The 11582-nt window shown below is 66.6% G+C and carries 13 protein-coding genes; 6 read left to right on the top strand and 7 right to left on the bottom strand.

The genetic code is table 11. The features are described 5' to 3' along the window. Nucleotide 1 precedes the first annotated feature (1 nt). Together C477_RS11435 and C477_RS24515 are read left to right on the top strand one after the other, a co-directional pair. Nucleotides 2-1144 carry an NAD(P)H-dependent flavin oxidoreductase gene (locus C477_RS11435; RefSeq protein ID WP_008894645.1) on the top strand — a complete coding sequence of 381 codons (1143 nt, stop codon included), beginning with the start codon at nt 2-4 and terminating at the stop codon, nt 1142-1144. 112 nt (nt 1145-1256) lie between these two features. After that, entirely contained in the window at nt 1257-1520 is a 264-nt protein-coding gene (locus C477_RS24515; RefSeq protein ID WP_239641869.1) for a hypothetical protein, read from the top strand. Nucleotides 1521-1801: 281 nt separating this feature from the next. Here C477_RS24515 and C477_RS11425 read toward each other — a convergent pair whose 3' ends face one another. The 5 genes from C477_RS11425 to C477_RS11405 form a co-directional block, all read right to left on the bottom strand. Further along, on the bottom strand, nt 1802-2545 hold the full coding sequence (locus C477_RS11425; protein WP_008894643.1) for a beta-ketoacyl-ACP reductase: 744 nt from the start codon (nt 2543-2545) through the stop codon (nt 1802-1804). Between the two features lie 141 nt (nt 2546-2686). Beyond that, nucleotides 2687-4309 carry a class III poly(R)-hydroxyalkanoic acid synthase subunit PhaC gene (gene phaC, locus C477_RS11420; protein ID WP_008894642.1) on the bottom strand — a complete coding sequence of 541 codons (1623 nt, stop codon included), beginning with the start codon at nt 4307-4309 and terminating at the stop codon, nt 2687-2689. Further along, nucleotides 4306-4851: a poly(R)-hydroxyalkanoic acid synthase subunit PhaE gene (locus C477_RS11415; protein WP_008894641.1), complete on the bottom strand. Its 546-nt coding sequence runs from the start codon at nt 4849-4851 to the stop codon at nt 4306-4308. Before C477_RS11415 ends, phaC begins: the two co-directional genes overlap by 4 nt. Nucleotides 4852-4901: 50 nt before the next feature. Further along, nucleotides 4902-5387, bottom strand: coding sequence for a hypothetical protein (locus tag C477_RS11410; protein ID WP_008894640.1), 486 nt, complete (start codon nt 5385-5387; stop codon nt 4902-4904). Then, nucleotides 5384-5704 carry an AbrB/MazE/SpoVT family DNA-binding domain-containing protein gene (locus C477_RS11405; RefSeq protein WP_008894639.1) on the bottom strand — a complete coding sequence of 107 codons (321 nt, stop codon included), beginning with the start codon at nt 5702-5704 and terminating at the stop codon, nt 5384-5386. Before C477_RS11405 ends, C477_RS11410 begins: the two co-directional genes overlap by 4 nt. 266 nt (nt 5705-5970) lie before the next feature. Here C477_RS11405 and C477_RS11400 point away from each other — a divergent pair, with 266 nt between their 5' ends. From C477_RS11400 to cdd, 3 genes are all read left to right on the top strand, one after another. Continuing rightward, nucleotides 5971-6606, top strand: a complete 636-nt coding sequence (locus C477_RS11400) for a MaoC family dehydratase (RefSeq protein ID WP_049914496.1) — start codon at nt 5971-5973, stop codon at nt 6604-6606. Between the two features lie 224 nt (nt 6607-6830). Beyond that, nucleotides 6831-8273: a phosphohexomutase domain-containing protein gene (locus C477_RS11395; RefSeq protein ID WP_008894637.1), complete on the top strand. Its 1443-nt coding sequence runs from the start codon at nt 6831-6833 to the stop codon at nt 8271-8273. A gap of 48 nt (nt 8274-8321) precedes the next feature. After that, nucleotides 8322-8720, top strand: a complete 399-nt coding sequence (cdd, locus tag C477_RS11390; RefSeq protein WP_008894636.1) for a cytidine deaminase — start codon at nt 8322-8324, stop codon at nt 8718-8720. Between the two features lie 20 nt (nt 8721-8740). Here cdd and C477_RS11385 read toward each other — a convergent pair whose 3' ends face one another. Both C477_RS11385 and C477_RS11380 read right to left on the bottom strand, forming a co-directional pair. Then, entirely contained in the window at nt 8741-10057 is a 1317-nt protein-coding gene (locus C477_RS11385; RefSeq protein ID WP_008894635.1) for a TIGR00341 family protein, read from the bottom strand. 98 nt (nt 10058-10155) lie between these two features. Continuing rightward, on the bottom strand, nt 10156-10665 hold the full coding sequence (locus tag C477_RS11380) for a DUF488 domain-containing protein (RefSeq protein WP_008894634.1): 510 nt from the start codon (nt 10663-10665) through the stop codon (nt 10156-10158). 58 nt (nt 10666-10723) lie between these two features. On the opposite strand from C477_RS11380, the gene C477_RS11375 reads away from it, so the two are divergent. Then, on the top strand, nt 10724-11557 hold the full coding sequence (locus C477_RS11375; RefSeq protein WP_008894633.1) for a nucleoside phosphorylase: 834 nt from the start codon (nt 10724-10726) through the stop codon (nt 11555-11557). Nucleotides 11558-11582 lie beyond the last annotated feature (25 nt).

Here is an 11582-nt window from a genome sequence, read left to right as displayed (position 1 = left end):
CATGGCACTCCGGACGCCGCTCTGTGACGCCCTCGAGATCGAGTACCCCCTCGTCCAGGCGCCGATCGGCAGCGCGACGACCCCGGAACTCGCGGCGGCCGTTTCGAACGCCGGCGGACTGGGCCACCTCGCCGTCACGTGGCGCGACCGCGAGGAGACCCGCGACGTAATCCGCGAGACCCGCGAGCGGACCGACGAGCCGTTCGCCGTCAACCTCGCACTGGACGACGCGACGACGGTCATCGACACCGACGCCCATCTCGAGGCCGTCCTCGAGGCAGGCGCACCGATCGTCTCGTTTTCCTTCGGCGACGCGGCCCCGTACGTCGACCGCGTCCACGACACCGGCGGGACGGTGCTACAGACCGTCGGCAGCGCGGACGCCGCACGCGAGGCCGTCGAGGCCGGCGTCGACGTCGTCGTCACGCAGGGCCTCGAGGCCGGCGGGCACGTCCAGAGCGAGGTCGCGACGACGGCGCTGGTCCCGCGGGTCGCGGACGCGGTCGGCGACGCGGTGCCGATCGTCGCGGCGGGCGGGATCGCCGACGGCCGCGGCGTCGCGGCGGCGCTCGCACTCGGCGCGGACGGCGCGTGGCTCGGCACTCGCTTCGTCGCGTGCGAGGAGGCGAACGTACACGAAACGTATCGGCGACGGCTCCGCGAGAGCGACGAGACCGACACCGCGTACACGACCCTGTACGATAAGGGCTGGCCGGGGATGCCCCATCGCGTCCTCGAGAACGAGACCCTCGAGCGCTGGCGGGCGGTCGGGGAGCCGCCTGCGGGCGAGCAGCCCGGCGAGGACGACGTCGTCGCGCGGACGAACGACGGTGACGGCGACCCAATCGAACGCTACGACGAGGCGCTGGCGACGCCCGACCTCGAGGGCGATATCGAGTCGATGGCACTGTACGCCGGCCAGAGCGTCGGCGGAGTCGACGAGGTGCAGTCTGCGGCTGCGGTCGTGAGGGAACTCGTCGCCGAGACGCGCGAGACGATCTCGNCGATGGCACTGTACGCCGGCCAGAGCGTCGGCGGAGTCGACGAGGTGCAGTCTGCGGCTGCGGTCGTGAGGGAACTCGTCGCCGAGACGCGCGAGACGATCTCGGATCTCTCGGCGGTCGCCAGTTCGGTGGATCAATAGGACTATCTCTCGACGTCCTCGAGGGTACTGGCTCGAACCGACCCGAGCACGGTGATTTCGGGAAGGTATAATTGGAAAATAGCTGTTTGAGTGGTCGGCGATGCTCGAACGAATGACGTCGCCAACCGAACTCCAACTTCTGCCGCTGTTGCTCGTCGTTCCGCTCGTTCCCGTGTCGGGAGTCTGTCTCTACTACGCGGTCTCCAAGGACGCGGCCGCTCGAGGCGCGAACGCTACTGGCTGGGGCGCAGCAGTCTTCCTCTTGCCTCCGATCGGTGGACCGGTGTACGCGGTATATCGGCGTCGGCTTCCCGAGCGGACCGAGCCGCTCGGACGGACGAGCGACTGCTCGGCGCGGTCGGTATCGGCGGGATAACCGCGGTCCTGTTCTCGACGTCGATCACGCCGCCGGATCCGTTCAGTACGGCCCCGGTTGCGTTCCTGCTGTTTGCGGTGCTGGTTCCGCTGGCGGCCGTCGTCGGTTACGACGTCGACCCACCGACCGTTGATTTTCAGCGCCGTGAGCGGTGGGTTCCGGATCGACGGTGACTGAACTGCGGGCACAGCGCGTTCGCTATCTGTCGATCGTTTCGAGAAACGTTCGGGCGAATCGCGATACCGGAAGCCCGTATCGAACGGAATCGAGATCGGCGGAACCTAGAGGTCCATCCCGCCGTTGACGTCGATCACCTCGCCGGTGACGTACGAGGAGTCCTCGCTGGCGAGGAACCGGACCACGGCCGCGATGTCCTCGACCTCGGCCAGTCGCTCGAGGGGGATCCCCGAGACGATCCGCTCTAAGACCTGATCGGGAACCGACTCGAGCATGTCGGTCCGGGTGAAGCCTGGAGCGACGCAGTTGGCCGTCGAGCCGCCCTTGGCGAGTTCGAGGGCGATGGTTCGGGTGAAGCCGAACATGCCGCTTTTCGCGGCGGCGTAGTTGGCCTGGCCGAAGTTCCCCTGTTTGCCGACGACGCTCGAGATGTTGATCAGACGCCCCTCGTGGGCGTTCCAGATGTCGTCGAAGAATTCCTGAGTGCAGTTGAACATCCCGCCGAGGTTGACGTCCATTACCCGATCCCAGTCCTCCCGGGACATCTCGGTGAACTGTACGTCGGCCGTGATGCCGGCGTTGTTGACCAAAACGTCAGCCGGGCCGAACGCCTCGTGACAGACCTCCCGCATGTGTTCGACCTCCTCGCGGTCGGTAACGTCGGCCTGGGCCGCGACGGCGCTCCCGCCGGCGTCCTCGATCGCGTCGACCGCATTTCGGGCGGCGTCTTCCGAGGAGCGGTAGTTGATGACGACGTTCGCACCCTCCGCGCCGAGGTGCTCCGCGATCCCCCGACCGATGCCGCGCGCCGAGCCGGTGATGATGCAGGTTCGCCCATCCATGGACATGACTCACGGCTTCAACGGCCGCCGATAAATAACGACCTGTTAGTTATCAGTACATACAACGAGGATAATGGTTTAGGGGCCGCTCGAGCCCAGCCGTCGGTCTCGAGCGAGCCGGGAGCGTCCCCGACAGCCGAACCGATACTATCGACTCTCGGTCTGCTCGATCCAGTCTTCGATGCGACTGGGCGAAATTCCCGTCTCGGTGGCCAGTTCGGCGACGTCGGCGTCGGCCAACTCGTCGAACGTCTCGATGCCGGCCTCGGCCAGCGTATCCGCGTAGGCCTGTCCGACGCCGTCGAGGGCCGTCAAATCGTCGGTCTCGGACTCGATCGCCGACTCGGCGTCGACGTCTTCGTCGGTGACCTCCTCGACGACCTCTTCGTCGACGTTCATCTCGCCCGGTTCGGCGGGTTCCGCCTGAACGTCGTCCTCGCCGCGTTCGACGATCTCCGCGTCCGATCGGTCCTCGCCGTGGCGGTCGCTGGTCTCGGCGTCGAGTTCGGTCTGGGTACCGCTCTCGGCGTCCGTCTCGAGGCCCGATCCGTCCGTGAGGTCCTCAGGACCCGACTCGTCGCCGGCGACGTCTTCTGCGAGTGCGGCGTCTTCCGTCTCGGATTCGACATCCGTGTCTCGCGGCTCCGCCGCTCGACTATCCGAGGCGCGTTGCGCCTCGCTTTCCCCGTTCGACCGTTCCTCGAACCACTCGCTGACCTGCGGCCAGAGTTCCTCGTGGCTGCGCGAGGAGACGGACATGCCGATGTGGCCCGTCGCGAACTCCATGACCTCGGTGTCGTCGGAGCCGATGACCTCGTTGAACGGCTTGGAGGCTCCCGGCGGGATGAGGTGGTCGTACTCGGCGACGATCTGGAGGACGGGCATGTCGATGTTGGAGACGTCGACGCGCTCGTCGCCCAGGTAGAGCTCGTTGTTGTAGAGCTTGTTGTCCTGGTAGATGTCGCGGATGAACTCCTCGTAGGCCTCGCCCGCGACGTCGATCCCCTCGTCGAGCCAGCGCTCCATCCGGGCGAAGTTCTCGACGAAGTCCTCGTCCTCCATGTTGTCGTAGAACCGGACGTACTTCGTCACGTTGTTCGCGACGGGGTCCATCAGCGCGAAGCCGACGTCCAAGAACTCGGCGGGGACGTTGTCGAAGGTCTCGGTGACCGCTTCCGGGTCGTAGAACTCCTCGCCGCCCCAGAGCTCGAGGACGCCGCCCTCGCCGGCGAAACAGAGGCCCGCGGCCATCAGTCCGAGGTTCTTAACCTTCTCGGGGTACAGCGAGGCGTACATGGCCGACTTCGTGCCGCCCATGCAGTAGCCGAGGATGTTGATCGACTCCTGGTCTGAGCGCTCGCGGACGACGTCGACGCAGTTGTCGATGTAGCGGTTGACGTAGTCGTCCAGCGACAGCGAGCGGTCCAGCTTCGAGGGCTCGCCCCAGTCGATCAGGTAGACGTCGAAGCCGGACTCGAGTAAGGTCCGGACCACCGAGCGGTCCGGCTGGAGGTCGAGGATGTAGGGTTTGTTGATCAGCGCGTAGACGATGAGGATCGGCACGTCGTGTTGCTCCTCCGTCTGGGACTCGTAGTGGAGGAGTTTCAGCTTGTTCTCCTCGTAGACGACCTCGCTGGGCGTCTGACCGACCTCGATGTTCTCGACGGTTTCGGTGCGGTCAGGGGCGACCTGACTCTTCTCGGCCAGATCGGCGGTCGCCTCCCAGGCCTGTCGCTGCATGTTCAGGGCGGTCGCGAATGGATTGTTCATTGCTCCTCTAGGTGCTCGAGAACGCGGTCGAGTTTCTGCTCGACGTCGTGCTGGCGACGCTCGAGTTCGACCAGCCGGTCGCCGATTTCGACGACGTCGTCCTCAGTCGCGAAGCCGAGTGTCCGCAGGGTCTCCTGGGACGTCTCCTGGGCCTGCTGTTGCATCTCGAGGACGTCGCCGACGGTCTCACCGGTCATCCGGGCGAAGGCGGTCGTCGACATGACGTCCTTGAACGCCTCGTTGGCCGTGTTGAGCCAGATGTCGCGGAACTCCTCGACGTCGACGTCCTCGCCCTCGAGCTGGTCGTTCATCCGCTCGACCATCTGCTGGGAGGCGTTCATCCACGTCTCGTAGGCCTTGGCGTACCCCTCGACGCCCTCCGAAATCTCGTTCTCCTCGGTCGCCTCGCCGACGGCGTCCGACCAGCTCTCGACGAACTGGGCCTGGGCCTCCATGTTCTCCTCCAAGGCGTTCATGAACTGTTCGTTCCACTGTTCGACGACCTCGTTCCACTCGTGTGACTGGGGCTGTGAATCTGACATTGGAATAATATTAGCGGGCCAACCGCAAAAGCCTGGGGCTGCGTTGCGCGTTATGCGGAGATGTCGATCTCTTCGGCGGCCTCCTCGACGTTCTCGGCGGCCTCGGAAACGTTGGCTTCGACCTGCTCGTGGGCCTCGAGGTAGGCGTCGAAGGACGTGTCGACGACCTCGGCGTAGCTGGCGGCGAACTCGTCGTAGGCGGCCTCGGACTCCTCGATGGCCTCGACGACGGCCTCGAGCGACTGGGACTGCGCTTCGGTTGCGGAGTCAAAGCCCTCGTCGACGAGTTCGCGGATCTCGTCGAATTCGGCGGCTTCCTCGGGCAGCGAGGCCTCGAGGGCGTCGAAGTAGGCGTGGACGGCGCCCTTGGTCAGTTCCGCGTTGGACTCGAACAGCGCGCCCGAGGACTCGATGGCGTCGCCGAAGGCGGCGATCGAGGACTTCTGGGCCTCGAGGGCGTCGTGGGTCATGCTCTGGGACTGTTCGATGGCGGTGCGCTGGGCGTCGAAGACGGCGGTGACTGGGTTCTGGGTCATGATTGATCCTCTCGGTTTCGTTTGACGGGGACGACGACGGTCTGGACGATATCTCCCTCTTCGATGTCGAGGGCTTCCCGTTCTGGACCGGGAATGCTGATCCGACCGCCGCTCTGGACGCGGGCTTTGAACGTCGCCGTCCCCATGTTCATCGGCCCGAAACTCGAGCCCGTATCGAACGGGTTCGAGCTACTGGCCTGCATCATCTTCTTCAACATCTCCTGCTGGGATTCGGCAACTTGCTCGCCCGCCTCCTGCATCTGTTCGGTGAACATCGCAGGCGGGAACCAGAGCGATCGATCGGAGTCGTCCGTCATCACCTGTATCAACGAGCGCACTCCACATAAGGGTTTCCACTAGTTACCATCTAATACCATCTGATACCATAGAGTGGGCCGGTTGGTTTCGAGCGATGACTGTATTACCGGATCGTATCACCGTCAAATTTCTGTCTGTCGGTTGTACTGACGCGAATTCCGGCTCCAGAGCGCTCCTAATCGTAAATTACTAGCTATGAGCACCAGTAACAGTCCGTGCGCGAGCCAAAGAAGTCATAATGTCCACACGCTTACCGACGCCATAGATGTCCCACGAGAATACTGCGAAACGGAACCTCGCTGCCATGGCCGATGCCTGGTCGGCGATGACTCAGACCCTCCTCCAGAGCGCGACCGCCGCGAACCGGGCGGCCATCTCGGCGATGGTGCCGCCAACCGCGTCGAACGGGTCGGAGAGCGAAACGGTTCCCGCGTCGATTCCGTCGATCGACCACTCCAGTCTCGACTGGCAGTTCGACCGAACCGTCGACGATCCGGACCACATCAGCGTCGGCGACACCGTGACATTCGAGAAGGTCATCAGCGACGAGGACGTCCGCGCGTTCGCCCACGTCAGCGGCGACACGAACCGGCTTCACCTCGACGAGGAGTTCGCCGCCAGCACCCGCTTCGGCGAACGGATCGCCCACGGCACGCTCGTGTCCGGGCTCATCAGCGCCGCCCTGGCTCGGCTACCCGGGCTCACCATCTACCTCTCTCAGGACCTCGAGTTCAGCGGTCCCGTCGGGATCGGCGACCGCGTCTCCGCCCGCGTCGAAATCGTCGAGGAGCTCGGGAACGATCAGTACCGTCTCGAGACGGTCATCCGCGACGAGGACGACGACGCGACCGTCATCAACGGCGAGGCGGTCGTGCTGATCGACGACCTCCCCGAGGAGTAGCCCGCTCCGAACTCGAGTCGGCACCGTCCGGCCGCTCGCCGTCCGCCGCCCTTCGCCCCTCGCCCCTCGCCCTCGAGGGCGAGTAGTCCCCGCAGCCGCGTTGAATCGGCCACCCCGCCGTTTTCGCAGTTTCAGAGTTCGCCAGAGCGGAGGGATCCGCCGTCGGGCGTGCGAACGTGAGCGTGTGCAGTGTTGCTAAGTAGTTCCTCGCGGAACGGCCCCATATGACGCTATTCGGGACTGCCGGGATCCGCGGTCCAGTCGAGGAGATCACCCCGTCGCTGGCGCTTTCCGTCGCGCAGGCCGCCGGCGAACCGGGGGCCACGTTCGTCGTCGGCCGCGACGGCCGGGAAACCGGTCCCGCGCTCGCCGCCGCCGTCGAAGCCGGCCTCGAGAGCGCCGGCGCGGACGTCTACCGCCTCGGGCAGGTGCCGACGCCGACGCTGGCCTTCGCCTCGCGCGGGCGACGCGGCGTGATGCTCACCGCGAGCCATAACCCGCCGGCGGACAACGGGATCAAACTCTTCGTCGACGGCGTCGAGTACGACCGACAGGCCGAACGGGAAATCGAGGACCAGCTCGCGGACGGCTCCTCGCCCGCGGTCGCCGACTGGGACGAGTGGGGTCGGTCGGCCGAACTCGATATTCTCGATCGGTATCGCGACGCCGTCATCGATTTCGTCCGCGACCGCTTCGACGGTGCGAAGCATGCGGTCTCGTCTTCGGATCCGCTCACCGGGGTCTCGATCGCCGTCGACTGCGGTAACGGCATGGCGTCGCTGGCGACCCCGCAGGTCCTCGAGCGGCTGGGGGCCAACGTCGTCGCGGTCAACGCCACCGTCGACGGCCACTTCGTCGCCCGCGAGAGCAAACCGACGCCCGAGACGCTCTCGGAGTTCACCGACTTCCTCGCGGGGAGCGAGGCGTCGCCCGACTCGGAACGGCGGGGCGCCACCGCCCCGAGGGCCGACCAGTTCGACCTCGGACTGGCCCACGACGGCGACGCCGACCGGCTGGTCGTCCTCGGCCCCGACGGCGACGTGATCCACGAGGATACGATCCTCGCCGTCGTCGCCGCCCACTACGCCGAGACGAGCGACGCCGACGATCCCGTCGTCGTCACCACGCCCAACGCCTCGGCCCGGATCGACGAGCAGGTCCGCGAGGCCGGCGGCCGCATCGAACGCGTCCGCCTGGGGGCGCTTCACGAGGGGATCGCGCGGGAGCGAGCCGAGGGAGGTCCGGACACCGAGATCGTCTTCGCCGCCGAACCCTGGAAACACATCCACACCGCCTTCGGCGGCTGGATCGACGGCGTCGCCAGCGCCGCCGTCGTCGCCGCGCTGGTCGCCGCGGCCGGCGACGCGGCGACGCTTCGCGATCCCGTCACCGAACGGCCCTACCGGAAGGTCAGCGTCGACTGTCCCGACGACGCCAAGACCGACGCGATGGCCGCCCTCGAGTCCGACCTCCCCGACGCCTTCCCCGACGCCGCGGTCGACACGGACTACGGCGTCCGCCTCGAGTTCGAGGACGCCTCCTGGATCCTCGTCCGCCCCAGCGGGACCGAACCCTACGTGCGCCTCTACGCCGAGAGCGACGCCGTGGACGAACTGGTCGCCGAGGCGCGCGAAGTCATCAAATCGGCCGTCGCTGCCTCGCGGTGACGGTGGTCGAGAGGGACCTTTTTCCGTCCGCTCGAATCAGTACCGGTCATGACCGATTCCGACTTGCTCGAGGCCGCCCGCACCGTTCAGGACTCCGCTCACGTCCCCTACTCCGAGTACCCCGTCGGCGCCGCGCTCGAGACCGCCGACGGCGAGGTCTTCGTCGGCTGTAACCTCGAAAATGCTAACTTCAGTAACAGCCTCCACGCCGAGGAGGTCGCCGTCGCCGAGGCGGTCAAAAAGGGCCATCGCGACTTTGCGCGACTCGCGGTCAGTTCCGGCCGCCGCGACGGCGTCACGCCTTGCGGGATGTGCCGCCAGACCCTCGCCGAGTTCTGCGACGACGATCTGGTCGTCATCTGCGACGAGGGCGAGGATGCGGAGCCAAGCGAGTACACGCTCGGCGAACTGCTGCCGAACACGATCACCGAGGAGATGCTCGAGTGACGCGTCGTCGCCGTCCCGGGTCACCCCTTTTCGACGTAGTAGACGACCACCTCCGCGCGGTTGGACCCGACGAGCGGTCCGGTCGGTAACGGAATCGCCGACTCGGCCCGGATGCTCCCTCGAGAGCGGATATCGTCGTCGATCAGCGGCGGTTCGGTGCCGACGGGATGGGCGACTCGAACCACGACGCGTTCCGGCTGTCGGAGCGGGACCGGATCGTCGTACTCGACCGAGACGTCGATGAGCGAGAGGTCGTCGTACTGGGGCGACTGGACGACGGCTTCCACGTCCTCGTGGACCTCCTCCTCGTACACTCCGGTCCGGTAGGTGTCGTAGGTCACGACCCCGAGAAACACCGAGAGGACGACGATGGTGACGGCGAGCGCGACGGCGCGCTTTTCCGTCGCGACGCGGGCCTCGTCCTGCTGGAACCAGTCGTCCGGCCGATACCCCTTGTGCCAGAGGACGGCGAGACTGGTGATGTTGATCGTGAGGATGTTGACGAGGACGAGGAGGCCCGCGGCGATGGCGACCGACGGTAAGCCCCACGCGATACCGATGCCGACGACGCCGAGGGGCGGAACGAGCGCCGCGGCGATCATGACGCCGACGAGGGCGGCCGACGTGCCCGCGGTGAGCGTCCACGCGCCCGCCACCCCGGCGCCGATCGCGATAGCTAGCGAGAGCAAGTCCGGAGTCAACCGGCCCTGAACCTCCGATATCTCGAAGATGTCGAGCATCGGCGAGACGAGCCCGGTCGTCCGGATGGCGAACGCGAAGGCGGCGGCGGTGACGACGCTGACGCCGAGTCCGATCGCCTGCAGCTTGATGCCGCGCCGGAACAGCGCGCGGTCGTTGATGACCGTGCCGACGCTCGCGCCGAGCGCCGGGCCGATCAGCGGGGCGATCACCATCGACCCGACGACAACCGCCGGCGAATCGAGCAACAGGCCGGCGGTCGCGACGACCACGCTCATGATCGTCATGACGAGGTACGTATTGAATCTGGGCGTGAGATCCTTCGCCTGGGCCTGTAGCTCCTCGCGGGAGATGCGCCCGGTGTTCTGCGCGTATCGTTGCTCGAGCTCCTCGTACTGCTCCGAGACGACGGTCTCCGCCTCAACGATCACGGTGTAGGAGTCATCGTCGAGGCCCGTGTCTCGGAGGTCGTCGAGAACCGATTCGACCGCCGGTGCCGGCAACGGGAACGTGATGACGACCGAGGGGTCCTCGCGACTCTGCTCCTCGACGAGGGTGTAATCGAGTCCCTCTCCGTCGAGCAGCTCCTCGACGGCCTCGCGCTTCTGTTTCGGAATCAGAATCTCCACGAGCCGCATGGGCTCACGTCCACAATACCGTGGATAAACGTTGGACCTGACGTCGAGTCACGTCGGCGGAAACCGTCGCGAGTCCCGACTCCGCGTCGGCGGTCCGGTCACGGCGAGCGCTCCGACAGCACCTCGCGGAGAACCGTCCGGTGACACCGCTTCTTCTCGGTGTTCTCGTAACAGACCAGCGCCAGCGACTCGCCCTCGGCCAAGCGCGACTCGAGATCCTCGAGCGCGGCCTGCGCGTCGGCCGATTCCTCGAGATGCTCTCGATACGCCTCCTCGAACTCGACCTCGTCCCACGCGGCGTTGTGGGCGCCCTCTTCGCAGAGCCCCCGCATCTTCATGTCCTCCTCGCGCTGGCGGAACGACTCGAGCAGGTCCGTCGGTGGCCCCAGTTCGGGCCGATTCTCGTCGACGGCGCCGTGGAACCACGACGTGGGTTGGCGGACGACGCCGACGCGGGTCGTCTCCGGCGGCAGGTCGACCAGTTCGTGCTGGAGCGCGGCGACGTAGGTGTTGGTGAGCGTTCCGGTATTCGCGTCAGCGTTCTCGCTCCCGACGATATCGCCGCTCTCGTCGGTCCCCGCGGGCTCGTGCTCGTCTGCGTCGGCCATACCTGCGCTACGGGCGCCCTGCAGTTATATACCGCGCCGCCTCGAATCGCCGGACCGAATGACCGGCGCCGATATCGACGACAGCGAAGACCCGAACGCCGACGTCCAGTACCACCTCGAGGTCGGCCCCGAGGACGTGGCCGACACCGTGCTCCTGCCGGGGAATCCCGAGCGCCTCGAGAAGATCGTCGCCTTCTGGGACGACCACGAGATCGCCGCACATCACCGCGAGTACCGGACTGCCACGGGAACGTACGAGGAGACGCCGATCTCGGTCACGTCGACGGGGATCGGTAGCCCCTCCGCGGCGATCGCCGTCGAGGAACTCGCTCGAGTCGGTTGTGACACCTTCGTCCGGGTCGGCTCCTGCGGGGCGATCCAGCCCGAGATGGACGTCGGCGACCTCGTCATCACGACGGGCGCGGTCCGCCAGGAGGGGACCAGCGACGAGTACGTCCGCGAGGACTACCCCGCGACGGCCGATCAGGAGGTCGTCAGCGCCCTCGTCGCCGCGGCGGAGCGACTGGGCTACGACTACCACACGGGCGTCACGATGAGCGCCGACTCCTTCTACGCGGGGCAGGGCCGCCCCGGCTTCGAGGGGTTCGAGGCCGCGGGCTCCGAGACCCTCGTCGAGGACCTTACGGAAGCCAACGTGAAGAACATCGAGATGGAGGCCAGCGCGATCCTGACGCTGGCGAACCTCTACGGGCTCCGCGCGGGCGCGGTCTGTACCGTCTACGCCAACCGCGAGACCGGCGAGTTCCGCACGGAAGGGGAGTCTCGCGCCGCCGAGACCGCGACGCTGGCGACGCACCTGCTGGCGGAGATGGACCGCGTCAAGCGCGAGGCCGGCGCCGATCGGTGGCACGCGGGGCTCTCGCTCGAGTAGTGGTACTACAGCGATAACCGGCCGA

It is taken from the genome of Haloterrigena salina JCM 13891, assembly GCF_000337495.1.
Taxonomy (GTDB): Archaea; Halobacteriota; Halobacteria; order Halobacteriales; family Natrialbaceae; genus Haloterrigena; species Haloterrigena salina.
This window is presented reverse-complemented; position numbering and strand designations above follow the sequence as displayed.